General features: G+C 32.3%; 26 protein-coding genes. 20 read left to right on the forward strand and 6 right to left on the reverse strand.

The features are described from left to right. Positions 1 to 132: 132 nt before the first annotated feature. On the forward strand, positions 133 to 969 hold the full coding sequence (locus RAH41_RS02690; RefSeq protein WP_331220432.1) for a DUF2935 domain-containing protein: 837 nt from the start codon (positions 133 to 135) through the stop codon (positions 967 to 969). 131 nt (positions 970 to 1,100) lie between these two features. On the opposite strand, the gene RAH41_RS02695 is transcribed toward RAH41_RS02690, so the two are convergent. Together RAH41_RS02695 and RAH41_RS02700 are read right to left on the reverse strand one after the other, a co-directional pair. Next, positions 1,101 to 1,574: a pentapeptide repeat-containing protein gene (locus RAH41_RS02695; RefSeq protein ID WP_331220433.1), complete on the reverse strand. Its 474-nt coding sequence runs from the start codon at positions 1,572 to 1,574 to the stop codon at positions 1,101 to 1,103. Positions 1,575 to 1,759: 185 nt separating this feature from the next. Next, positions 1,760 to 2,233 (reverse strand): hypothetical protein, encoded by a 474-nt coding sequence (locus tag RAH41_RS02700; RefSeq protein WP_331220434.1) that lies wholly within the window; start codon positions 2,231 to 2,233, stop codon positions 1,760 to 1,762. 230 nt (positions 2,234 to 2,463) lie between these two features. Here RAH41_RS02700 and RAH41_RS02705 point away from each other — a divergent pair, with 230 nt between their 5' ends. From RAH41_RS02705 to RAH41_RS02725, 5 genes are all read left to right on the forward strand, one after another. Beyond that, a complete protein-coding gene (locus RAH41_RS02705; RefSeq protein ID WP_331220435.1) occupies positions 2,464 to 3,354 on the forward strand; it encodes a PhzF family phenazine biosynthesis protein in 891 nt (296 codons plus the stop codon). Between the two features lie 18 nt (positions 3,355 to 3,372). After that, entirely contained in the window at positions 3,373 to 4,347 is a 975-nt protein-coding gene (locus tag RAH41_RS02710; RefSeq protein ID WP_331220436.1) for an HD domain-containing protein, read from the forward strand. A 49-nt stretch (positions 4,348 to 4,396) separates the two neighbouring features. Beyond that, a complete protein-coding gene (locus RAH41_RS02715; protein WP_331220438.1) occupies positions 4,397 to 5,071 on the forward strand; it encodes a GNAT family N-acetyltransferase in 675 nt (224 codons plus the stop codon). Between the two features lie 37 nt (positions 5,072 to 5,108). Next, positions 5,109 to 5,645: a 2'-5' RNA ligase family protein gene (locus RAH41_RS02720; RefSeq protein ID WP_331220439.1), complete on the forward strand. Its 537-nt coding sequence runs from the start codon at positions 5,109 to 5,111 to the stop codon at positions 5,643 to 5,645. Between the two features lie 180 nt (positions 5,646 to 5,825). After that, positions 5,826 to 7,151: a Na+/H+ antiporter NhaC family protein gene (locus tag RAH41_RS02725; RefSeq protein ID WP_331220440.1), complete on the forward strand. Its 1,326-nt coding sequence runs from the start codon at positions 5,826 to 5,828 to the stop codon at positions 7,149 to 7,151. Between the two features lie 80 nt (positions 7,152 to 7,231). On the opposite strand, the gene RAH41_RS02730 is transcribed toward RAH41_RS02725, so the two are convergent. After that, on the reverse strand, positions 7,232 to 7,519 hold the full coding sequence (locus RAH41_RS02730) for a hypothetical protein (protein ID WP_331220441.1): 288 nt from the start codon (positions 7,517 to 7,519) through the stop codon (positions 7,232 to 7,234). A 322-nt stretch (positions 7,520 to 7,841) separates the two neighbouring features. On the opposite strand from RAH41_RS02730, the gene RAH41_RS02735 reads away from it, so the two are divergent. Next, positions 7,842 to 8,102: a DUF1292 domain-containing protein gene (locus tag RAH41_RS02735; protein WP_331220442.1), complete on the forward strand. Its 261-nt coding sequence runs from the start codon at positions 7,842 to 7,844 to the stop codon at positions 8,100 to 8,102. Between the two features lie 214 nt (positions 8,103 to 8,316). Continuing rightward, a complete protein-coding gene (locus RAH41_RS02740) occupies positions 8,317 to 9,525 on the forward strand; it encodes a dicarboxylate/amino acid:cation symporter (protein ID WP_331220443.1) in 1,209 nt (402 codons plus the stop codon). Between the two features lie 55 nt (positions 9,526 to 9,580). On the opposite strand, the gene RAH41_RS02745 is transcribed toward RAH41_RS02740, so the two are convergent. Beyond that, positions 9,581 to 10,480, reverse strand: coding sequence for an SDR family oxidoreductase (locus tag RAH41_RS02745; RefSeq protein ID WP_331220444.1), 900 nt, complete (start codon positions 10,478 to 10,480; stop codon positions 9,581 to 9,583). 129 nt (positions 10,481 to 10,609) lie between these two features. Then, entirely contained in the window at positions 10,610 to 11,725 is a 1,116-nt protein-coding gene (locus tag RAH41_RS02750; RefSeq protein WP_331220446.1) for an aminopeptidase, read from the reverse strand. 199 nt (positions 11,726 to 11,924) lie between these two features. Here RAH41_RS02750 and RAH41_RS02755 point away from each other — a divergent pair, with 199 nt between their 5' ends. The 12 genes from RAH41_RS02755 (at position 11,925) to RAH41_RS02810 (ending at position 25,210) form a co-directional block, all read left to right on the forward strand. After that, positions 11,925 to 12,422, forward strand: a complete 498-nt coding sequence (locus RAH41_RS02755) for a DUF948 domain-containing protein (protein ID WP_331220448.1) — start codon at positions 11,925 to 11,927, stop codon at positions 12,420 to 12,422. Beyond that, positions 12,388 to 12,717, forward strand: a complete 330-nt coding sequence (ytxJ, locus tag RAH41_RS02760; RefSeq protein ID WP_331220450.1) for a bacillithiol system redox-active protein YtxJ — start codon at positions 12,388 to 12,390, stop codon at positions 12,715 to 12,717. The genes RAH41_RS02755 and ytxJ overlap by 35 nt, the downstream gene beginning before the upstream one ends. A 435-nt stretch (positions 12,718 to 13,152) precedes the next feature. Beyond that, on the forward strand, positions 13,153 to 14,433 hold the full coding sequence (locus RAH41_RS02765; RefSeq protein ID WP_331220452.1) for a hypothetical protein: 1,281 nt from the start codon (positions 13,153 to 13,155) through the stop codon (positions 14,431 to 14,433). Between the two features lie 145 nt (positions 14,434 to 14,578). Continuing rightward, complete coding sequence (locus tag RAH41_RS02770; RefSeq protein ID WP_331220453.1) at positions 14,579 to 15,475, forward strand: sugar ABC transporter permease; 897 nt, start codon at positions 14,579 to 14,581, stop codon at positions 15,473 to 15,475. Positions 15,476 to 15,491: 16 nt separating this feature from the next. Then, positions 15,492 to 16,322, forward strand: coding sequence for a carbohydrate ABC transporter permease (locus tag RAH41_RS02775; RefSeq protein WP_331220455.1), 831 nt, complete (start codon positions 15,492 to 15,494; stop codon positions 16,320 to 16,322). Between the two features lie 49 nt (positions 16,323 to 16,371). Continuing rightward, entirely contained in the window at positions 16,372 to 17,316 is a 945-nt protein-coding gene (locus tag RAH41_RS02780; RefSeq protein ID WP_331220458.1) for a glycoside hydrolase family 43 protein, read from the forward strand. Between the two features lie 85 nt (positions 17,317 to 17,401). After that, positions 17,402 to 18,385, forward strand: coding sequence for a LacI family DNA-binding transcriptional regulator (locus RAH41_RS02785; protein ID WP_331220459.1), 984 nt, complete (start codon positions 17,402 to 17,404; stop codon positions 18,383 to 18,385). Between the two features lie 214 nt (positions 18,386 to 18,599). After that, a complete protein-coding gene (locus RAH41_RS02790; protein WP_331220461.1) occupies positions 18,600 to 20,396 on the forward strand; it encodes a glycoside hydrolase family 2 protein in 1,797 nt (598 codons plus the stop codon). 72 nt (positions 20,397 to 20,468) lie between these two features. Then, positions 20,469 to 21,650, forward strand: a complete 1,182-nt coding sequence (locus tag RAH41_RS02795) for a galactokinase (RefSeq protein WP_331220462.1) — start codon at positions 20,469 to 20,471, stop codon at positions 21,648 to 21,650. Next, entirely contained in the window at positions 21,647 to 22,636 is a 990-nt protein-coding gene (galE, locus tag RAH41_RS02800) for a UDP-glucose 4-epimerase GalE (protein ID WP_331220463.1), read from the forward strand. Before RAH41_RS02795 ends, galE begins: the two co-directional genes overlap by 4 nt. A 12-nt stretch (positions 22,637 to 22,648) precedes the next feature. After that, on the forward strand, positions 22,649 to 24,142 hold the full coding sequence (galT, locus tag RAH41_RS02805) for a UDP-glucose--hexose-1-phosphate uridylyltransferase (protein WP_331220464.1): 1,494 nt from the start codon (positions 22,649 to 22,651) through the stop codon (positions 24,140 to 24,142). 18 nt (positions 24,143 to 24,160) lie between these two features. After that, entirely contained in the window at positions 24,161 to 25,210 is a 1,050-nt protein-coding gene (locus RAH41_RS02810) for an aldose epimerase family protein (RefSeq protein ID WP_331220465.1), read from the forward strand. Positions 25,211 to 25,276: 66 nt separating this feature from the next. On the opposite strand, the gene RAH41_RS02815 is transcribed toward RAH41_RS02810, so the two are convergent. Continuing rightward, positions 25,277 to 25,666 carry a rhodanese-like domain-containing protein gene (locus tag RAH41_RS02815; RefSeq protein WP_331220466.1) on the reverse strand — a complete coding sequence of 130 codons (390 nt, stop codon included), beginning with the start codon at positions 25,664 to 25,666 and terminating at the stop codon, positions 25,277 to 25,279. Positions 25,667 to 25,886 lie beyond the last annotated feature (220 nt).

Genomic DNA, 25,886 nt, shown 5'->3' on the forward strand with positions numbered 1-25,886 from the left:
ATTACTTCAATTGAAGTAATGCTTTTTTTATAATTAATTTTAAATTTAAGTAGACTAATAGCTAATCTACTTAATAAAGATGTATCTGTAATAATTCATTTTTTTATCAATATATTAGAAGTGAAATGAAGTATGTTAGGAGGGGTCCGATTGTCAGATTTATTTATAGCACGTTCTTTAGATGAAATCCTGTTTTGGTCAAGGATCATGAAAGAGCATTCACTTTTTCTTAAATTAGGCTTTAATTGTGATGATACAGAGCTAATACAAGAAGCAGATCAATTTTATCAAGTTTTTGAAGCAATTGGAAATAAAGCCCAATCATTTTCGCTTCAAACCGATCCTCAACAAATTAAACAGTTTAATAGTGAAGTTCATCAAGCAGCTTCCATGATTTGGGCCTATAAGCGGAAAATCCTTAATTTACTCCTTACTTGTAAAATAACGGGCAATAACTTTCCATTATTAGTTGACCATACAAGTAGAGAAGCGGCCTATTTTGCCAATCGCTTAACTGAATTAAATAATGGTCAACTCCAACCGTTACCTGCTGCAATTATCCAGGAAAATGTTTTCTTTTTAAGAATTATGGCAGACCATGCAAAATTTATTGGACATTTATTAGATCCATCAGAAAGAAAACTAGTAGATCAAGCCAGGGAGTTTAGCCATGATTTTGATCAACTTCTATACCAAGCCGTCGATTTAGAATCAATGAGACCACAATCGGAAACTGTTCCGATACTTGACCAATTCCTTGATGAAAACCGAGTATCGGTAAAATCACTTAGAGATTTTAAGAAAACAGCTCGCGACCTAATTGAAGCTTGTAGAATTAAAAGTATCATTCACCCACTGCTAGCTGACCATGTATTTAGAGAAGCAGATCGATTTTTGCACATAATTGACGCGTTTGAAGCACAGTTAACAGGAACGGGGAATAGGAATATTGTACTGGACGACCATTAATAACACCGCAAGTTACCATAGAAACGAAAAAAGAATCTGATTAAAGATTCTTTTTTATTGCTTGAAATGGATAGATAACTCATGAGTAAGAAAAAGGGCTTATATAATTGACTACGGTCTTTATGTAGAAATTATTTTCTCTGACTATAATCCTTTAACAAATCCTCAATTAAAATGCCATTAATTTTCACTCCAGATAAATTGCAGTTATTAATTTCGACATGACTTAAATCACAGTTTGTGAACTGACTATTTGTTAAATTGCAATTTTCAAATTTAATCGAATTAGCGTGATCGTCAAGATTTAGATCTTCCGGAATAAAAATATTTCGGAAGATTGTACCAGCTAAATGAACATGATCAATCACTAAGTCTCTTAAATTACCATTTGTTATTATTGTACTAGATAAATTAACATCTGAAATACGAGTGCCGAATAAATTCACGTCATTTAATTCGAGATTTCTCATGTTTGCATTTGTAAATTTCGAATTTATCAAGCTTACATTTTTAAAGTTTAAGTGTTCAGCTCTTACTTCATTAAATGTAGAAAAAGACATATCTGTTTTTTGTAACTCAAATAGTGCAGTTTTCCAATTTGACATTTCTTCTCCTCCTAAAGCTTTGATAATTGAATATATTTAACTTTATTTCTGAGAATCCCTTCACTCTATTTCATTTTTATTTTCGACAAAGAACCATGTAAATGAAAAAAGTAAAAAAGCATTAATAATCAGTTTGATCATTAATGCTTTTCTTATGGAAAAAAATAAAATAATTGCTAAACAATTTAATATAAAACACCAATAAATTCAAACGCTGTAAATATAAAAGACCCAAAAATAATGGTTGCACCTGTTGAAGTGAAATATTCATCAGGATCAATGATCACAGATGTTGTATGCCATCCACCAATATCTGGTGTTGCCTCACCAGTTGTACGTGGAGCAAATTTAATATAAAGCATGAGTAATAGAGCAAAAAGTCCGACAAACGGTGCAGTAGATGAAAATGACATATTAAAATAAAGTGCAATCAAAAACGATATAAAATATAAAACGATAATTGATATACTTAATTTTAAGAATTGTTTAAGCCAGTAACTGCGTCGATTGATTGGTTGGTCCCGCAATACCTCTTTCATTTTCTGTGCATCCTTGTATCGGAAATATAATCCGATAGGCCATGCAATTAAGAAGCAAATTAAAGTAAAGGCCAAGCATAGTATAAGTTTTCCTCCGAAAGCTGTTATGAATAATAACATAATTTCCTCCAAATTTAAAAGATTAATATTATTTTATCAAACTTTTAAAATTAAAAATATTGGGAAAATGTATTATCATATAGAAAATATAATCGTTTTATTTAATTCCTTTAATAATTAGATTTCTAAATAATTGAATAGAAGTACTGATCTAACAATTTAAAAAAATTCGTTATGTTTGATTTGATGGTAGAGAATAGAATATAAAAAGCACTTTATGAGGTGAGAAAATGAAAAATATTACAGTATACCATTACGATGCTTTTAGTAAAGAGCCCAATAAAGGAAATCCGGCTGGAGTCGTTTTAGATTGTGATACTTTGACTGATTATGAAATGCAGGATATTGCGAAACAAGTGGGGTTTAATGAAACTTCATTTCTACTAAATTCGAAAGTTGCTGATTATAAAATTCGTTATTTTACACCTGGGCATGAAATGGATTTATGTGGTCACGGGACAATGGCAGTAATATATGCTTTGGTCACAAGAGGGATAATTGAGTTTAAAAGTGAGTTAACGATTGAAACAAAAGCTGGGATTTTGCCAATCAAGATTCACAATTCGAATAATGAGATCTACATAACAATGAAACAAAAAAAACCAGAATTTGTAGAGTTTAAAGGCTCTACTGATAAAGTAGCGTCCTCAATTGGTATTAGTGTAGAAGAAATTGATACAAGTCTACCAATTCTTTATGGAAGTACTGGTGCCTGGAATTTACTTTTACCGATCAAAAAATTATCGTCATTCGAGAAAATGAAACCTAATAATCTACTTTTTCCAAGTATTTTAACAGAAATTCCGAAAGCGTCCATTCATCCGTTTTGCCTAGAAACATTCGATTCAAATGCAGATTTTCATGCTCGTCATTTTTCTTCTGCATTTTCAGGAACGATTGAAGATCCGGTTACAGGCACTGCTTCTGGGATTATGGGAGCTTATTATGCAAAATATATTCATAATGATGTTAGTGATGCAGTTGAATTAGTTGTTGAACAAGGAACAGAAATTCAAAAAGATGGACGTGTAAAAGTAAATGTAAAAAAAGTAAATTCGACTTATGACATAGAAATTACTGGAAATGCTGTTTATGTTAAGGAGATGGAATTTCAAATATAAAATGAAAAGGAGTACAGTATGTTTTTGAGCGATAGGCTATACGGACAATACGATATTGATCAAGTTCTTATTGAATTAATTGATACAAAACCAGTTCAACGGTTAAAAAAAATTCACCAAGCTGGTGCTACCTTTTTAGTCAATCAACATTTTAATGGAACTCGATATGACCATTCAATTGGCGTTATGTTGTTAATAAAAAGGTTAGGGGGTTCGGTCAACGAACAAATAGCAGGTTTATTACATGATGTTTCACACACGGCATTTTCCCATGTAATTGATTTTGTATTTGATAATAGTGAAGAAAATTATCATGAAACAATCTTTGAAAAAGTAATTTTAGATTCAGAGATCCCCTCTATACTTGAAAAATATCATATCGATAGTAAAGAAATTTTTGATCTAGATAAATGGGAAATACTTGAAAAAGAGCTACCGAAGCTCTGTGCAGATCGAATAGATTATACATTAAGAGATATGCATGCCTATTTCGGAACACCTAAAAAAGAAATTGAATCATTTTTAAATTCATTAATTATTGTAAATGGAGAAATCTGTGTAAACTCTATTGAGATGGCTGAGTGGTTTACAGAGCTTTATTATAAGCTTGCGATTGATTATTTTTTAGGTCCAATCAGTATTTATTCATATGATTCACTTGCCATGATTATTAAACTAGCATTACAAAAAGAAATAATTAAGTTAAACGATTTATTATTGAACGATATGCAGTTAATGACATTAATTCAAGAAAGCAATGATAAAGATATTCAAGAATTAATCAATAATTTATACGCAAAAGTTGAGCTCGAAGAAAACGAGCAGGATTATGATATTCATCGAAAGGCTAAAAAAAGGATTATCGATGTGTCTGTGTCTCTAGACGGAAAAAATGTTCAACAATCATCTCTTCTATCAGAAAACATTGCTAAAATAAACAAAATCGCAATTGAAAAGTCTGAAAAAGGAACATTTGTAAAAATTAAAAGATAGTGTAAAAAGAAATTTGACTGTAAATTAACTAGTGCTAGGGGGAATCCTTTTGAAATCACAGCTAGAACTTATGGAAATGCATATTAACGTATTATTTAAACACGATGAATTTGGAAAAATAACACAAATAAATGAACCACCCTATACAAAAGCACCGCGATTTTATATAGGAAGCACCAAAATGGGAAATGTGAAAAGGTTTTTAGATTGTCTTAAAAACGAGGAACTAATTGAAATAGAGAAAGTCTTAGACATGAACTCTAGTATACCCTTAGTAAATATTATGCAGATTTTAAGTAAAATCCATCCGATAGACAGTTTATGGATGGGTCCTGCATATGTATTTCAAACAGTTGAAAAAGCAGTATCAAAAGCAATAAAAATTACCCAGGCAAATAAACAATATTTACTACCAAATTTTCCTTATACTTATGAGGAGCTAGAAAGTAAAGAACCATGCTATGCAATTATTGAAAATAACATAGCTGTGTCGATTTGCTGTAGTGCCAGACAAACAGTAGAAGCTGCTGAAGCAAGCGTATATACACTCGAAGATTTTCGTGGAAAAGAGTATGGATTAATCGTTTCAAATGCATGGGCTGCGGACATCCAAAGCCAAGGACGAACTGCTTTGTATAGTACATCTTGGGATAATTATGCATCTCAAGCTGTTGCGCGAAAATTAAAATTAGTCCAATATGGAACGGATATACATTTTAGTTAACGAAAATTCTCTTAAGGACTATTAAAGGAGTGTTTAAATGCAATACTTTATCGGAATTGCACCTCCAGATGCTTTTATGAAAAAAATTGTAAAGTTCCAACAGCAATGGGAGAATAATAGACTAGTTGAAGGTGTCGAACCACATATTACCGTAAAGGCTCAAGGGGCACTAACCCCTGATATGAAATGGCTAGAAAGGGTAAAAAAGATATGTGAAAACTTTTTATCTTTTAAAGTTAAGATAAGCAATCCAAAATTTTTTGGTGAAGATATATTGTATTTAAGCGTAGAGTCTGATGAATTAATTAAATTGCATGAAATAGTAGTTGAAGCCATTTCACCCCCGCAGGAATTAATTAAAACTTATTTTGAACTTGATGAATATATCCCGCATTTAACGATTGGTCAAACACACTTTGGGTTAACAAATTTAGAGTTAAATGATATGGCAATAAAAGCTATTGAAGAACTAACTCCTTCTGAAACTTTTAAAGTAGAATTCGTTAGAGTTTATGAATCGACAGAAACGGGTAAATACATAAAATTGATAGATATCCCACTAAAGAATATCTAATTAACTAGACTAAAGAAATAGGCAATCAATTAATTAAAATCAATAAGTCGCATTACTGCTTAAACTGAAGTAGTGCTTTTTAATTTAAATATAAGTGTATTCTAACTTGAAAGCTTATATAATTATGAATGACATTTATCAATTTAAATGTCATAACTCTGTTCGAAAGAAGGAGAATAGATGGATCAATATTCAGTTCAACAGGCAAGTTTCCTAATATTAGTAACTTTGACTGGAATTATTAGTTCCGTCATATTACATATCTCTCTTGTATTTGGAATTTTACCAGGATTAATTTTTTTAATCGTATTAAGTTTAAAAAGAGGATATGAAGTTAGAAATATTATGAAGTTAAGCTATCAAGGAATGGGAAAAGTTAAAATTGTACTCTTTATCTTATTTTTAATTAGCTTCTTACTTCCATCATGGTATTTATCAGGAACGATCACATCAATGGTTTCGATTACTTTACAGGCAATTAATCCACATCATTTTTTTGTATTTTGTTTTCTAACGACGATGATTTTTTCAATGATTTTGGGTTCGTCGATTGGAACATTAAGTGCATTAGGGGTTCCTCTTATTAGTAGTGCTATACTACTACATATACCGGTGGAAATATCGGCGGGAGCAGTTATTTCGGGAGCATTTGTCGGTGATCGAACTTCACCTTTTTCAAGTGCGCATCAACTTTTAGCTAACATTCTTGAAACAACTGTCAAAAAACAAGGTAAAGCGATGCTTTTTACATCAATTACTGCTGTAGTCGTAACAATCTTATTTTTTAGCGTAATGGATTTACAGTTTGCGAAAGGAATTACCCAGGCACATCATGAAATCGTGAGCACTAAGGATATTTCGTTTATTCAATTTATCCCACCGATTTTATTAGTTGTACTTGTTTTATTTCGAATCAATATTATTTATTCTTATGTCATTAGTATTTTATCTGGAAGTTTAATAGCATTGTTTAATGGAATTTCTTTTAGTAAAATTGTCAATTCTTTTTGGAACGGAATTAATGGACTTGGTGGAGGGCTAAGTCATATGTATAGCTTATTATTGTTTATTGCAATAGCAGGAATTTATAATGCGTTATTGGAGGAGCTTAATATTATTCAGCCTATGTTAGATAAATGGCTTCAAACCTCAACTTCAATGCTATCCGATTCTTTAAAAACAATTGGTGCTACAGCTGTAATATGTGTAATAGCAGGAAACCAAACGATGCCGATCATTTTAACAGGGCGCTCTTTTTTGTCGCATTGGTCAACTAAATATAACAAAGAAGAATTGGCTCGATTAATGGCAGATACAACTTTATTATTTCCAGCGATGATCCCTTGGAATGTACTTGCAATCATGAGCAGTACAGTCATTAATATGAAAATACATGAGTATTTACCTTATGCAATATTCCTATGGCTACTTCCGTGCTTAACGATTTTCATCAATATGTTTAAAAAAGTTAAGTCATATGAAACGAAGTATGAGGTTAGTTCTTAATTAGGAAAAATTATAATTCAAGAGAAATGAACATAGAAAAAGAGATAAGTAGCTACTATGCTATTTATCTCTTTTTTATTTTATACAACACTAGCAGACTGTATTTCCTTTAATTGTCTAACAGTAATACTATATTTTGTACGAATAGCTTCTAATTCCATAATAGCTACATCAATGTATTCAGGATCCGCATAAATAAAATTAATTTCTTTTAGCTCTAAAAGTTTTTGTAAACTTCTTAACTCATTATGTAAAAGTTGTGATGGCGTTTCATCAATTAATTGATTTTTAGTAAAACGTTGAAAGAATGATTTAAAATTGACAGTTTTTCTACTAGTTTGTTCTTGACCCATTATTAATTTTGACATTCAGTAATCCTCCCTAAATAAGAAAATAATCTACTATTTGAAGATATAGGCTTGTCCAACTTAATAAACTTGATAGAAACTTAAGAATTGGTTGTTCTAAATCTTATTACAGTGTTAGTAAGAATATTCATGTAAATTTAAAAAAAAATAATTTTTACTACTAAAGTTGATTCTCCAGAAAAAGATGGTTTAAAACTTGAACGATTTAGAAAAGCTTTAAGTGTATTTACAATTTAACGTTTTGCATCATTCTGTTACACTAAAGGAACATAAAGGTTTTTCTTTATGCAAAATGAATTTGAAATAAGTGAGGTCAAGATTTATGGAAAAGATTGAAGTAGGCGAAATTCTTACACTTAGCTATGATGAAGGAGACGAGCAAGATTACGAAGTACTAGGCTCAATTACGATTGAAGGTCATGAATACATAGCAGTAGGTTTACTAGAAGAAGTAGAAAAAGAAAGTGAAGATGATATTGACGTTTTCTTCTTAAGAGTCGAAGAAGATGGCGAGTTTTATGATATAGAAACAGAAGAAGAGTTTGAAAAAGTTTCAGCTGCTTTTGATGAAGTATTAAGATAATTAAATTAGAAAATGTAGGATTAAAGAATAGGAATACGGGCAAGGGTATAGGAAGTATTTCTTAATTTTAATGAAAGAAGAACACTTGTAGATAATACAAAGTGTTCTTTTTTGTATGATTATGTAGATATATGTAGTTTTTATTAAAATTTTGGAGTACAAACTATCAAATTTTCGGTATACTACTAAGTAGCAATTATTTAGGAGGAAGCTTATGAAATTTTCACTTAGAAATTACGCTTTCCCTTTGATTTTACTAAGTAGTATCATCATTGGTTCAGTCATCGGTTATAATTTTGAAAGCGTAGGAGTTGCCCTAAAGCCAATAGGGGATTTCTTTTTAAACTTATTATTCGTGGTAGTTGTACCGCTTGTATTTTTCTCTGTTGCTTCAAGTTTTGCAAATGGCGGAGGAGAAAAATTCGGTAAGATTATTCGAAACATGTCAGGTGTATTCTTATTTACAGGTATTATTGCAGCAATTATAATGCTTGTTGTTATGAAAGTTTATCCACCTGCACAGGGCGTTCATATTCCAATTATTAAACCAGATGCAGCTGAAAAAGTATCAGTGGCAGAACAAATTGTTAACACATTTACTGTTAATGATTTCTCTGGATTGTTTTCAAGAAGTAATATGTTGGCGATCATCGTATTTGCTGTATTAGTTGGATTAGCAACGAATAAAGCTGGCGATAAAGCAGATATCGTCAAAAAATTATTATCAAGTAGTAATGTAGTGATTATGAATATGGTTAACTATATTATGTATCTTGCACCTGTAGGACTTGGAGCATATTTTGCATATCTTGTTCCAACTTACGGTAAGCATTTAATTGGTTCATATGGCCGAGTTTTTATTTTATACTATGTAACTGCAATTCTATTTTATTTTATCGTTTATAGTATTATTGCTTATATGGCCGGTGGTAGTTATGGTTTTAAAATTTATTGGAAAAACGTATTACCTTCAACGTTAACCTCTTTAGGTACTTGTAGTAGTGCGGCAACTATTCCAACAAATTTTGAATCAGCTGAAAAAATGGGCGTATCTAAAAATATTAGAGAGACAGTTATTCCTTTAGCTAGCGCATTACACAAAGATGGATCTGTTTTGGGTGGAGTAGTAAAAATTGCCTTTGCCTTTGGTGTATTTGGAATGAATTTCTCAGGTTTGAATATTTATCTTGTAACAATTGGTATTGCTTTACTAGTAGGTATGGTAATGGGGGCAATTCCAAATGGTGGAATGATTGGTGAAATGTTGATTCTTTCTCTGTTTGGATTACCGGTAGAATCATTACCAATCCTTGCAGCAATTAGTACGATAATTGACCCACCTGCAACAATGTTAAATGCAACAGGCGATCTATCTGTAAGTATGCTAGTTGAGAGATTGACTAATGGTAAAAAAGCCGCGTAAAAATGAAGACTGGGAATCTCCCAGTCTTTTATATTTGTAATAGTATTTTTTGTTTTTAAGTTTCAGTCATAATGCCGCCATTTACATGTAGTACTTGGCCTGTTACAAAAGAAGAGTCATCAGAAGCAAGATAAATATAGGTTGGGGCAAGTTCGAATGGTTGACCGGCTCGTTTCATAGCAGTATCTAAACCAAATGTTTTTACATACTCTGCAGAGTAGCTTGAAACGATTAGCGGAGTCCAGATAGGTCCAGGGGCAACTGCATTTACACGGATTCCTTTTTTAGCTAGTTGAAGTGATAGAGAGCGAGTAAACGAAACAATTGCGCCTTTTGTAGACGAATAATCGATGAGTAATGGAGCACCGGCATAAGCTGTAACAGAGGCTGTAGAAATGATTGAACTACCTTCTTTTAAATAGGGTAGAGCAGCTTTTGTTAAGTAAAACATTGGAAAAATATTCGTTTGATAAGTAAGTCCTATTTGCTCATTCGAAATATTTTCGATACTTTCTTGAGGAAATTGGACACCTTGATTCATAATAAGAATGTCTAATCTACCATAAGATTCAATGGTTTTCTTTATGACATTATTACAAAAATCGGGATTTCTGAGATCACCTTCGATTAATAAACAATTTTTCCCATAATTTTCGACCATCTTTTTCGTCGCTTCAGCATCTTCTCGTTCGTATAAGTAGGCAATAACTATGCTAGCTCCTTCTTTTGCAAATCCAATCGCAACAGCACGACCAATGCCACTATCGCCACCTGTAATAATAGCCACTTTTCCTGTCAACTTACCGCTGCCTTTATATTCAGGATTATCTGATATTGGTACAGGATTCATTAAATATTCCAATCCAGGCTGCATATCCTGATGTTGAGGTGGAAAAGTATTTGGAACTTGTTCACATTTTTCTTCGTAACTATAGTAAGGATAATTTGGAATCAAGTAACATCCCCCCTATACTTATTTAGTCAAAGCAAGATATTCGCTTAAGACAATATTTATGCAAGTCAGAAACATAGCAAACCATAAAAAAAGAACACATAGCTTAATATGCGTTCTTTTTTCTAAAGATTATTTTAAGTTTTCAGGGTTTAATCCTTTTAATTCTTCGATTACGAAAAGACCATCTTTGCGGATTAATACGTCATCGAAATAGATTTCTCCTCCGCCATATTCAGGGCGTTGGATACAAACCATATCCCAGTGGATATTTGAGTTGTTACCGTTGTATGCTTCATCATAAGCTTGACCAGGTGTAAAGTGGAAGCTTCCATCGATTTTTTCATCGAATAAGATGTCTCCCATTGGGTGTAAGATGTATGGATTTACACCAATTGCGAATTCACCGATAAAGCGTGCACCTTCATCTGTATCAAAGATTTTGTTGATACGCTCAGTGTCATTAGCAGTTGCTTCTACAATTTTACCATCTTTGAATTTAAGTTGAACATTTTCAAAAGTAAATCCATTGTTAGGAGATGGAGTGTTGTAAGAAAGTGTACCATTTACTGAATTTCGAACAGGTGCCGTAAATACTTCACCATCAGGAATATTCATTTCACCAGCACATTTAATAGCTGGGATATCTTTAATTGAGAATGTAAGATCAGTTCCAGGACCTTTAATTTGAACTTTATCTGTACGGTTCATTAATTCAACAAGAGCATCCATTGCTTTGTCCATTTTACCGTAATCTAAATTACATACATCAAAATAGAAATCTTCAAATGCTTCAGTGCTCATTTTTGCTGATTGAGCCATTGAATCAGTTGGGTAACGTAGTACAACCCATTTAGTTTTTGGAACACGAATTGCTCTATGTACTTTTTGACCTACTGTTTTACCATGGATTTTAGTTTTTTCGTCTGGTACATCAGAAAGTTCATTAATATTAACACCCGAACGTAAACCGATATAAGCGTCCATATCTTTCATAACATTTGCTTCGTATTCTGCTACTTTATTAAAGTGTTCTTCAGTAGCACCCATTAATAATGCACGATCTACTTTATGATCCTTGATTGATACGAAAGGAAAACCACCAGCAGCGTATGCTTCTTTAACTAAAGCTGTAACTAATTCAGTTTCTAGCTTAAAGTTTTCAATTAAGATTTTTTCTCCTGGTTGTAATTTTACTGAGTAATTGATTAAGTTTTTAGCTAATTTTGAAATACGTGGATCTTTCATTGAAAATTCCCTCCAATAATTATAACTATATACCTATTGTAAACTATTTAGTCAGTTTTGTTTACTAAAGTATTCTTTTTTTACTAAAGAATTCGAAAACTTGTTTTACGACAAGTTTAGTGTTTGGTAAAATTTGTAGTATAATACGAAATAAGTGATTAAATTTGTGGAAGGCTATGAAGGAAAGGGGTTTTTTCGAATGGATTTAATTTCTATTAGTGCATTAATTGCAGCAGTTGCATTTGTGATCTTAGTTGTATTTATTAGTCGTACTTTATTCCGACTAGAAAGGGTATTTAGAGGTGTAGAGTCTACTATTGCTGAAACACAAAAAGATTTACACAATGTTTGTGTCGAAGCCGTTCAATTAGTACATACTTCGAATCATTTAGCAAATGAGGCTAAAATTTTTGTGAATAATTCGAATGAACTTACGAAAGATATGCGTGAACGAGCAAAATCCCTTGATGTATTAGCTAAATCAGTCGAAGAAGTTGGAGTTACAATCTCAGAAATGAATGAAAAAGTACGAGATACTGCTAATAATGTATCGAATACTGTAAAAGTTAGTACTGAAAAAATGTCCCAATTGGTAAATTGGGGAAATACAGCAATGGATTTATGGGAAAAGTACAAAACGAAGCGTGAGGGAAAAAAGAGAAATGGTAAATCGAATAGCAACGATTCAACAATTTGATGAACTAATTAACACCGAAGAGAAATTTGTGTTTTTAAAGCATAGTACAACATGCCCAATTAGTCATGCAGCTTATACTGAATTTTTAGCATTTGCATCCGCATATGAGAATGTACCATTATATTTTTTACAAGTTCAAGATGACAGAGAATTGTCTAACTATATTGCTGAGAAAACGGCAATAAAACATGAATCTCCTCAATTATTTATTTTTGAAAATGGGGAAACTGTTTATAATACTTCACATTTTTCAATTAAGAAAGATTCAATCGAAAATGCTTTACTCAAAAAATAATCATTTATTTTTTTATAAAAAGAACTCCGACTTGTAATTGGGGTTCTTTTTGTTTTGTTCTTTGTTAAGAATAAGTTTGGCTAACCTTGAGGTCTTAGTGCAATGTGAATGTAATGGATCATCTATTAAATTATTTAGTAAAATTTTCATGTTAGTAAATTCATTCTGTATTATTCCTTTTGAATTACAAAAAATTTCAAGTAAAGTTTTACTTGATTAATAGTTTAATTTTAAAGTCATTTAGTAATTTTCTAATTAAAAAATTTAATTTGAATATAGAAAAAGAAAAAAATACTGATGAAATCAATAACTTAAAAGTAAGTTAAAATTTTTAGTAAAAACTTTAGTAAAATATATTGACTGTAAATTAAGAATATACTATCCTTACTTTGAAGGCGCTTTCAGATTGTGCTAATAATAGGAAGGAGAAACAAAATGAAAATCTCAAAGATATTTGCTTTAGTGGTTTCAGTATTTTTAGTACTTGCTGGTTGCTCTGGCGGTAAATCTACTAATTCAGATGCAAACACAAATGGTGATGGTAAAGTAAAGATTTCCTTTATTAATGGTTTTACTGGTGGAGATGGTGTTTACATGAAAAAAATTACTGACGCCTTCAACGCCTCTCAAGATAAGTATGTTGTTACAGAGTTACAAGAAAAAGATCATTATACTAAATTTAAATCAGGAGATTATGACCTTGTTGTAATCCACGGTAATAACCTTAAAACATATAAAGAAGATGGATTAATTCAAGATATAAAGCCGGTGCTTGATAAAGCTGGAATAAAAGAAACTGATTTCCATAAAGCCGGGATGGATATTGTAAACATAGATGGTAAAATGATGGCTGCGCCGCTGGATATTCATCCGTTAACAATGTTCTACAATAAAGAGTTCGTAAAAGAAGCTCCAAAAACATATCAAGATTTACTTAAAATAAATACAACACTTCAAGCTGAGAATAAAGATCTTTATGCTCTTGGGGTTCCTTCAAGTGGATTAGTAGAATTCTACATGTTTATGATTGCCGTTCAAAATGGTATTGATTTAAAAGAAGGTAATCAATTAAATTTTGCGCAACCTAAATTTGCGGATGCATTAATGAAGTTTCATGATATGGTTTGGAAGGATAAAGTGTCTCCATCAGGATTAGGATTAGACGGTGAATTCCAAACTTTCATGAAAGAAGCAAAGAATGGAAAAGCTTATCAAACTGCTGTAGCACTTACGGGCCCTTGGTTCTATGGTGCAGCTAAAGAAAAGTATGGAGAAAATTTAGGGGTGGCACCAATTCCTCAAATTGGCAGTAAACTAGCTGCTTATGGTAATGCACACACAATTGCTCTATCTTCAAAAGTAAAAGATCAAAAAGTTTTAAATGGGATATCTGAATATTTAAAATTTATGTTCACTCCTGAAAACTTAATTCATTGGGCTGAAGGTGGTCAAGCTCCTGTGCATCTTGCTACTCTAGAAAAAATTAAAGCTGAACCAGATAAGTACCAAATCGCTTACCAAAACTCTCAACAATTTGCTAACTTTGTCAGCCCTCCAGCAGTTTATCAATATGGTGAACAAATGAGATATATGAATGAAACCGTATTTGGAAAACTAGTAAAAACTAAGAATTTTACAAAGGCTGATTTAATGAAAGAATTAAAAAAAGCAACAAAAATGGCTAAACAAATCGCAGATACAGCACCACAAAAGTAAAAATGTGCGAAGAATGACTCTGTATAAAAACGGAGTCATTCTTTCTAATAATCTATTAAAATTAATGTAAGAGTTTTCTTTGATAAAGTATTAAATAACTAAATGAAATTAGTGAATATTTAAGGTTCACATAGGAGGTCACAATATGTATAAAGGAGCATCCTATAAAGTTTGGTCATTGCTTATGGTATCCCCTTTTGTCATTTTATTTTTACTATTTTGGGTGATTCCGTTGGTTTTAGGAGTTTGGATAAGCTTCCATAATTGGAATATTTCCTCAGGGAACTTGGGGTTTAATGGCCTAGAAAACTATAAAGCTATTCTTACACCGGACACAATTTATAATGAATTATTTATAAAAGGGTTAAAAAACACTCTTTATTTTGTAGTTCTAAGTGTTCCGCCACTAGTTATAATTAGTTTAGGACTTGCGCTTATTATTGATAAACTCCCCAAAAAATTTAAAGGCATTTACCGCACAATCTTTTTTATTTCATACTCTGTTTCAGTTACAGCAGTATCATCAATATTTCTTTGGTTGCTGAATAGTAACGGAGGTTATGTAAATAATGTACTTTTGTCTATTGGAGTCATAAGGGAGCCAATCAATTGGTTAGGTGATCAACCATTTGCGTGGATTGGCGTATTAATTGCTACAATTTGGTGGACAATTGGGTTTAATATGATGTTATTTATTAATGCATTAGATGAAGTCGATCCTTCATTATATGAGGCTGCAGATTTAGATGGTGCGGGCAATTGGGCGAAATTCCTCTATATTACTTTACCGCAAATAAAAAATGTTGCTTTCTTTATTCTAATCATGACTGTGATTGCTTCCTTTAATCTTTATGGACAAACAAAGTTAATTACTGCCGGTGGTCCTGAACAATCAACAAATACACTCATAATGAATATTCAAACGTCGGTATTCGGTATGAACCAACTTGGAATTGGTTCATCAATGGCAATTCTCATGGGACTAATTATGATGTTAATTACTGGGATTCAATATTGGGTTTCTTATCGAAAGAAAGATTGAAAAGGAAGTGATAAAAATGAGTAAAACTACAAAGAAAGCACTCCCAATTCTAATTTTAGCTACTATAATAGCTATTTTATTTCTCTTGCCATTAATATGGATGGTTTTTACATCTTTTAAAACGTTAAGTGAATCAATGTCAAGTTCGAGTATTTTACCTACGAAGTGGACAATTGAAAATTATACAAGTATTTTTAGCTCGGTATCAGATACGCCAATTTTAAAGTGGTTGTTTAATACAGCTTTTATTACAATAATTGGCACAATTTTAGTAGTATTCGTGGATATTTTAGCGGCATATGCATTAGCAAGATTGAATGTTCCAGGTAAAAAATTTATTATGGGGATGATATTTTTTTCGCTAGCAGTTCCTGGGATTGTTACTCTTTTCCCTGCGTTTTATCTGTTTAAGTCTTTAAATCTATTAAACTCCTTTATTCCTTTGATTCTTCCGTATTCTGCAAGTACAATGGGAGTGTTTTTAATATATAATTTTCTAATTTCATTTCCAAAAGACTTAGAAGAAGCAGCTCATATTGATGGAGCAACGCGATGGCAAATTCTTTTTCATGTAATATTTCCTGCGATTAAACCTGTAGCGATGACGTTAAGTGTAATTACGTTCTTAGCAATATACAATGATTTCCTTTGGCCTTCTTTAGTAACGGATTCAAATGAAATGAAAACTATTACACTAGGAGTAGCAACACTAATTCAAGGATCAAATTTTGTTAATCCTGCCAAAATGATGGCATCAACTGTAATCGCTACAATCCCTGGGATTATTGTTTTCTTAATAGCAAATAAATACATTGTAAAAAGCGTTACTAACACTGGTATTAAATAAAATAATTAGTTATGTAGTAGTAGTTTAATATTAAGAATAGGAGAAGAATATGAACCCAGGATTTCGAACAATTAGAAAATATAAAACAGATATGATTCATATGAGAGATCCTTTTATCTTTACATATCCTAAAGAACAAAAGTATTATCTATATGGTACAACTTTTGCAGATGGATGTGGTGATAAAGATCCAGTTTTTGAAGTATTTGTTAGTGATGATCTAGAAGAATGGGAAGGTCCATATGTGGCATTTGATCCACCAAAGGGTTTTTGGGGAGTTAGACATTACTGGGCTCCTGAAGTCTTCGAAATAGATGGTCTATTTTATATGTTTGCATCGTTTAAAGGTGGGATTGGTGAGCATCGTGGAACTGGTATTTTAGTAGCAGAACACCCTGCAGGTCCTTATATTCCTCATAGTGAAGGGGCTATTACTCCTAAAGACTGGGAATGCTTAGATGGAACGTTTTATGAAGATAATAAAGGTGTACGTTGGATGGTTTTTTGTCACGAATGGACTCAATTATATGAAGGTAGAATAAAAGCAGTGAGGTTGTCGGAGGATTTAAAAAAATCCGTAGGTGAGCCAATTGAAATATTAAATGCTGCAGATATGCCGTGGATTCGTCATTTTAGCGATTCAAGAATTGAGAAAAAGGGTTATTTAACTGACGCACCATTTATGTATAAAGCTAAAAATGGAGAACTAATAATGATGTGGTCAAGTTATTCTATTCCTAACTATGGAGATGTTGGGATGGGAGGGTATACTGTAGCGATTGCAAGATCAAAAAATGATGAGATAACTGGTGAATGGGAACATGACTTTAAATTACTTCTAGATCGAAATGCAGGTCATTCTAGTCTTTTTCGTGATCTGCAAGACCAGTTATATATTTGCACACATTATCCTGATACTCCTCACGGTAGTGAAAGACCTTTGTTTATAAAAATTGTAGAAACAGTAGATGGAATAATGATCGAAGATAAATAAAAAATTGGGAGAATTTCGTTCTAAGAGATATATTTAAATATGAGAGGAAAATGATTCCTTTCAATTAGAAAAAAAGGGGTATACTATGGCAACCATTAAAGATATTGCTGACCGTATAGGTGTCTCTATTGCTACAGTTTCAAGAGTACTTAATTATGATACGACATTATCTGTAAGTGACGAAACAAAACAAAGAGTATTTGAAGTAGCTGAAGAGCTTTCCTATAGAAAGAAAAATGGAAGACGTCCTACGTCCTATAAAATTGCAATTGTACACTGGTACACTGAGAAAGAAGAGTTAGATGATATGTATTATATGTCAATCCGACATGGTGTGGAAAAACAGTGTGAAGAGCAAAACATACAAACAATAAAGATGTATATGGATGCACAAAATAGTAATGAAGAATTTCATGGGATTATAGCAATAGGCAAATTTAGTACGAAGCAAGCAGAAGAGTTAAGTAAACGAACGGAAAACATTGTATTTGTAGATTCTTCACCTGATGATGATCGATTTGACTCTGTCGTTAGTAATTTTACTAAGGCGACAGAAAATGCTCTTCAATATTTTATTGATCATGGTCATACTAATATTGGGTATATTGGTGGAAAAGAGACATACAAGGATCAGACTTCTGATATTGATGATCCACGAAAAGTTAGTTTTGAGAGATTTCTATCAGAAAAAGGACTGTATAACGATTCCTCAGTCTATATTGGAACATTCTCCGTAAATGATGGATATAAACTTATGAAGCAGGCAATACGTAAACAAAAAGATAATTTACCTACAGCGTTCTTTGTTGGTAATGACCCACTTGCAATTGGGGCCTTAAAGGCTCTTAATGAGGAAAATATTAAAGTACCCGATAGAGTAAGTATTATTGGAGTAAATGATATTAGCGTTTCTAAATATGTACATCCTCCTTTAAGTACAGTTAAAGTTTTTACTGAAATTATGGGAGCCACTGCTGTTGATTTATTATTAGAAAAATTGGCAGATCGACAAGTCACAAAGAAGGTTAGTATTTCTACTAAATTAGTGATTAGAGAAAGTAGTAATTAGTTAAAAACACATGATTAAGGCACTTTTAGCCAAGAGTCATGTGTTTTTTTATTTTTTTACAGAAACACATTAAAAATAAGTTGATTTTTTTAGTTAAATTTTTAGTAAAAACATTGACTGTTTTTTACTTTTTTAATAAAATTAGTTAAAAGCGCTTTCAATGGTATGTACTTAGAAAAATATATTTTTACTAAATAATGAGGAGAGATTGTATATGACTCATCGCCATGAATATCCAAGACCACAGTTAGTTCGTAAACAATGGCTTAACTTAAATGGAAAGTGGAGCTTTACATTTGATGATGATAATGTAGGTTCTAAACAGAAATGGTATAAAAATAATTGGAATTTTGATAAAGAGATTGAAGTACCATTTGCATTTCAAACGAAACTTAGTGGAATAAACGACAGTACTTTCCATGATGTTGTTTGGTATAAGAGAGACTTTGAAGTACCTGAAAACTGGAGTGGTAAAAGTGTCATTTTACATTTTGGTGCTGTAGATTATCGTGCCTGGGTTTACGTAAATGAACAATTCGTTGGGCTCCATGAGGGTGGGAATACTGCATTCAAATTCGATATTACAAATTATTTAACAAATGGTAAACAAACAGTAGTTGTTAAAGTAGAGGATCCTTCAACAGATGAAACGATTCCACGGGGAAAACAATATTGGATAGAGAAATCTGATAGCATTTGGTACACACGTACAACAGGGATTTGGCAAACGGTTTGGCTTGAAACGTTAAATCCTACTCATATTTCGAAATTACGATTTACACCAGATATAGATAAAGGTGAGATAGGTGTTGAATTTGAGCTTGAAGGTAATTTTTTAGATAAAGTAGTTCAGTTTGAGGTTGAATTTAAAGGTCAAAGAGTACTTAAAGATAAGATAATAATTCATGAAAAGTATAATAGAAGATCCTTTAACCTATATAATCAAAGAATTTTTCGTACAAGTTTTCACCATGATGGGTGGAACTGGACACCTGAAAATCCTAACTTATTTGATGTGAAAATTACATTATTCGAAGGGGATAATCAGCTAGACGAAATCAAATCCTATTTTGGAATGAGAAAAATTCATATCGAAAACAAAATGATTTATTTAAATAATCGTCCTTATTATCAAAAATTAGTTTTAGACCAAGGTTACTGGCCAGATGGGTTATTGACTGCTCCAACTGATGAAGATTTAAAAAAGGATATTATTTTTTCGAAGGAAATGGGATTTAATGGTTGTCGTAAGCATCAAAAGGTAGAAGATCCGAGGTTTTTATATTGGGCAGATAAACTAGGGTTTCTAGTTTGGGGAGAATGCGCTGCAAGTCCATCTTATAGTGAGGATGCTGCAGCGCGGTTAATGAAGGAATGGGTTGAAATTGTTGAAAGAGACTATAATCACCCATCAATAGTTGCTTGGGTACCGCTCAATGAAAGCTGGGGTATTCCTAATGTAAGAGATAACCGACAGCAGCAACATCATTCACAGGCAATGTATCATTTAATACATTCGATTGATCCAACTAGACTTGTTATTTCAAACGATGGCTGGGAATTAACAAAATCAGATATAGTAGCAGTTCATAATTATAATCATGGAAATAAAGATGAAGGTTTGAAATACGATGGTTTTATAGAGGAACTAGCTACGGAAGATGCTATTCTTTCCTCAATGCCAGCAAGAAGATCGATTTTTGCAAATGGTTTCAAGTATGAAGGTCAGCCAATATTATTAACAGAATTTGGAGGGATTGGCTACAAAGTCGGGGACGATACAGGATGGGGATACACATCAGTAGCAAATGAAGATGATTTTATTAATGATTATTCAAGAATTATGCAAGCAGTATATAGTTCTAAAATTCTACATGGGTATTGCTACACACAATTAACAGATGTTGAACAAGAGATTAATGGATTACTAACTTATAACCGTGAACCAAAATGCGATTTAAAAGAAATTAAGAAGATTAATGATATGTGGCATTCAGTAATAGTTAAGTAATTGATTTTTTACTGATATTTATAAAGGGATTATATTCAATAGAAAATTGGAAGTACTTTTGGAGGAATTTGTATGGATTTATCACCTTTAAGAAAAAAATTCTCTGATATATTTGCTATACCTCATAATCGCTATTTCTTTGCCCCTGGTCGAATAAATTTAATTGGAGAGCACACAGATTATAATGGTGGAAATGTGTTTCCATGTGCCATTACATTTGGGACTTATGGATTGGCAAGAAAAAGAGATAATGACTTGATAAGGCTATATTCAATGAACTTTCCAGAAAGCGGGGTTATTGAATTCAGCCTCCAGGATTTAGATTACAATGAAGAACACACTTGGGCGAACTATCCAAAAGGAATAATTAAGTTCCTTTTGGAGGAAAACTACCAGATTAATTCTGGTGTTGACATTTTATATTACGGTAACATTCCCAGTGGAGCAGGATTGTCTTCATCTGCATCAATTGAACTAGTAACGGGTGTAATTATAGATTCTTTGTTTGAACTAAATGTTGATCGTTTGAAATTGGTGAAAATAGGTAAAAAGGTTGAAAATGAATTCATAGGTGTAAATAGTGGAATCATGGATCAATTTGCAATTGGAATGGGCTCAGCAGGTTGTGGAATATTACTAGATTGTCAAACACTAAAATATGAGTATGCACCCATTCATTTAGAAAACCATCATCTTATTATTATGAATACGAATAAAAGGCGAGAATTAGTAAGCTCTAAGTATAATGAGCGTAGAGATGAGTGTCAACAGGCACTCGCTTATATACAAAAACTTATAAAGATTGAATCATTAGGACAATTGACAGAACAAGAGTTTGAAATGGTTAAATATATGATAAAGAATGAAACAGTAAGAAAAAGAGCAAAACATGTTGTTTATGAAAATCATCGAACATTAAAAGCTTTAAAAGAATTAAAGAATAATAATTTAAGAGAATTTGGGGAGCTAATGAACCTATCACATATATCATTGCGTGATGATTATGAAGTTACAGGGCTGGAGCTTGATACGCTTGTAGAAGTTGCTTGGCAACAACCAGGTGTAATTGGTGCTAGGATGACAGGAGCAGGTTTTGGTGGTTGTGCAATTGCGATTGTAGAGAAAGAACGTACTCAGGTGTTTATTGAAAATGTTGGCAAGGTTTACAAAGAGAAAATAGGATATGAAACAAATTTTTATATCGCCGGTATTGGTGATGGTGCAAAGGAAATTACAATGGAGGTCTTACAATGAGTATTCTAGTTCTTGGTGGCGCTGGATATATTGGCTCCCACGCTGTGTATCAGTTAATTGATCAAAAATATGATGTTGTTGTTGTTGATAATCTTCAGACAGGTCACCGAAAAGCAATACATCCAAATGCTAAATTCTATCATGGAGATATTCGTGATAAATGTTTTTTACAGAAAGTATTTGAAAATGAGAAAATAGAAGGTGTTTTACATTTCGCTGCTAGCTCTTTAGTAGGGGAATCTATGATTCATCCAATAAAATATTTTAATAATAATGTTTATGGAACTCAAGTATTACTTGAAGTCATGGTCGAGTACGGTGTGAAAAATATTGTGTTCTCTTCAACAGCAGCAACGTATGGTGAACAAGAAGTTATGCCAATTACTGAAGAAATGAATACTGTTCCCACAAATGCTTATGGAGAAACAAAGTTAATGATGGAGAAACTTATGAAATGGTGTGATATTGCCCATGACATTAAATTTGTTTCTCTAAGATATTTTAATGTTGCTGGTGCTCGATTAACTGGAGAGATTGGTGAAGATCATAATCCAGAAACCCATCTAATTCCATTAGTACTTCAAGTGGCATCAAATCATCGCGAATTTATTTCAATTTTTGGTGATGATTATGACACAAATGATGGCACTTGTATCCGGGATTATATACATGTTGAAGATTTAATTGATGCACATATTCTTTCGTTACGATATTTGCAAAATGGTGGAGCAAGCAATATTTTCAACCTTGGAAGTAGTCAAGGCTACTCTGTAATAGAAATTATTGAGTCTGCAAGAGAAGTTACTGGGCATGAAATCCCAACTAAGATAGTTGAACGAAGAGCGGGTGATCCTAGTAAGTTAATTGCATCTTCTACGAAAGCAATTGAAGTATTAGGTTGGCAACCCAAACATGCTTCCATCAAGCAAATCATTCAAGATGCTTGGAACTGGCATAAGTCAAATCTCGATGGATACAATGACTAGGAGTGATTAAATATGAATATCTATGCTTTAATCCAAGGACTTCTGCAAAAAGTTATTTCATTAGATTTGATTGATTCAGAAGATGAGATTTACTCCCGAAATAAAATCATGAGTCTATTATCTTTGGAAGCATTTCCTAAACAAGTACTATTTAATAGTAATAAGGATATTCCTGAACTTCTAGAAGAAATTACTGACTATGCAATAAAAGAGGGGCGTATTAAGAACCAGTCTGTTGAAATAGAGATTTTTTTAAGTGAATTGATGGATATATTTTTACCAAGACCTTCAGACTTGAATGACAGGTTTTATCGGAAATTTCAAAATGATCCAAAATTAGCTACTAATTATTTTTATAAAATTAGCCAAAATAGTAATTATATTAAAACGAAAGATATCTCAAAAAATATTAGCTATAAAGTCAATACTAATTATGGAGAATTAGATATCACGATAAACTTATCTAAGCCAGAGAAAGACCCAAAGCAAATTGCTTTGGAACGTAAAATGAAATCAGAAACTTCTACTTACCCAAATTGTCTTTTATGTATCGAAAACGAAGGATATATCGGAAGAGTTGGGCATCCTGCACGTTCAAACCATCGAATGATACGCATACATGTAAACGACGAGAAATGGTTATTACAATACTCACCGTATGTTTATTACAATGAACATTGCATCCTTTTATCGAATACTCACCGTGAGATGAAAATAGATCGTGAAACTTTTACTAGATTACTAGATTTCATAGAAAAGTTTCCTCATTATTTTATTGGGTCTAATGCTGATTTACCAATCGTAGGAGGATCTATTCTCTCACATGATCATTATCAAGGTGGAAATTATGAATTTGCAATGGCAAAAGCAGTAAATGAATTTGAATTTAAGATGAATGATTTTCCGTTAATATCTGCCTCGATCCTTAAATGGCCAGTCTCAGTCATACGTCTTAGAGGAGGTAATAAAAGCGACCTTATAAATGCATCAGAGTATATTTTAGATAAGTGGAAGAATTATAGTGATCATGAAGTTAATATCGTGGCGTATACCGGTGAAGTTCGTCATAATACAATTACACCGATTGCTCGTATTAAAAGTAATAATGAATTTGAAATCGACCTAGTTTTACGAAATAACAGAACAAATGAAGAGCATCCAATGGGAATCTTTCACCCCCATGAGGATGTTCACCATATTAAGAAAGAGAATATCGGTTTAATAGAAGTGATGGGTTTAGCTGTCCTCCCCGCAAGGCTAGATCAAGAAATTACTGAAATCGAAAAATATCTACTTGGACAAGCAAATGAAATAGAGGCATACCACATAGCTTGGGCAGAGGATATGAAAAAACGTTACGTAGGAAAAATTTCAACTCAAACCGTGTCTGAAATAGTTCGAAATGAGATAGGTAGGAAATTTCTAAGAGCACTAGAAGATGCAGGAGTATATAAGTGGGATGAAAAAGGAATAAAAGCATTCCATCGGTTTATTGAAATATTATGATAAATAGGAGTTAAAATCATGAAAGGGTTTAAGGAGAAGTTTGGTGAGATAGATGGGCAAATAATTTCGGCATATACAATGATAAATTCTCATGGAATGGAAGTAACCTGTCTAGATTACGGATGCATAATTAACAAAATCATCGTTCCTGATAAATATGGAAAGTTTGAAAATGTAGTTCTTGGATTTGATTCGATTAATGAATATGTTGAGCTGTCCCCTTATTTTGGAGCAGTAATTGGCCGAATAGCGGGAAGGATTAATAAAGCTAAATTTGAATTAAATAATCAGAATTATCAACTTGCTATTAATAATAAGAATAATCATCTTCACGGTGGTTTAAAAGGTTTCGATAAGGTTATTTGGGATACAGAGATTATAGAAAATAAAGAAAATATTAGTCTTGTATTTACTTATCAAAGTCCAGATGGTGAAGAAGGATATCCAGGGAATATAAATATGAAGGTTATCTATTCATTAAACAATAAAAATGAGTTAGTTATGACGTATGAAGGAAAAACAGATCAAAGAACATTGTTAAATGTAACAAATCATTCTTATTTTAATTTATCAGGAGATTTAAAAAGAGATGTTTTAAATCACACCTTGAAACTAAAAAGTAAACACTTTGTTGAACTTGATTATGAATTAATTCCAACTGGAAGGTTATTAGATGTCAATAACACACCATTTGATTTTACGGAAGGTAGGAAATTAATTGATGGAGTAGAATCATCCCATCCTCAAAATGTTTTAGCAGGAAATGGATATGATCACCCCTTTCTTTTAGAGGAAAATGATACTGAGCAGATTATACTTAGTGATGAAGAAAATGGCCGTGTACTAATGATTGAAACGAATCAACCTGGGGTGGTTCTTTATACTGGTACACAACTTTTAAATGATTTTTCAATCAGAGGCATTCAATCTAGAAAGTATCTTGGACTCTGTCTAGAGACTCAAGGACTTCCTGACTCTATTCATCACAATAACTTTCCATCTTGTATTATTGAAAAAGATGAGGATTATCATTCCTTTACTAAGTTATTGTTTTTAGTTGATAAATAAATAAATTATTAAAAAACGTGTAGGTTTTCTACACGTTTTTTAGAATTTGTTGACTTAAGTAAATAATTATTCTACGTCAAAACCAGCAGCTTTCCACGCAGCAGTACCACCATCAATATATGCTACATCAGTAAATCCCATTTTTTTAAGTAAATATGCTCCTAAAGTTGCTTGGCCACCTGCACCACATGTTACAAGAACAGGGCGGTTTCGATCTGCTAACTTAGGCTCACGTAAATGTTCTGGTAATTCTAAATCTGCACGGATTGGTAGCATGCCAAGTGAGATATTCAAACTGCTTGGTATTAATCCACAAGCACCTGCATCAGCTGCGTCTTGAACATCAATTACTAATGTATCAGGATTAGAATTAATTTTTTCACGAGCATCTGCTGAACTTATTCCTTGTACATTTTCGCGTGCTTCCGCAACCATTTGTTTAAATGTAATTGCCATTTTTATTCCTCCAATATAATGAAATAATTAGAAATTCCTAAATTTGGAAACCTCATCTATACAATACACCGAAAGTCTTATGCAATTCAAATTGATCGAGCTAATCATAGCATTTATAGGAAAAAAGTAATGAAAATTTAAAATTAAAACAAGGGAAATGAAGTTACGTGCAGAAATTAAATATAGTTAAATTATTTTACATACTAAAATTGAGCGTTGA

The organism is Gottfriedia acidiceleris (genome assembly GCF_036421055.1).
Classification (GTDB): domain Bacteria; phylum Bacillota; class Bacilli; order Bacillales; family Bacillaceae_G; genus Gottfriedia; species Gottfriedia acidiceleris_C.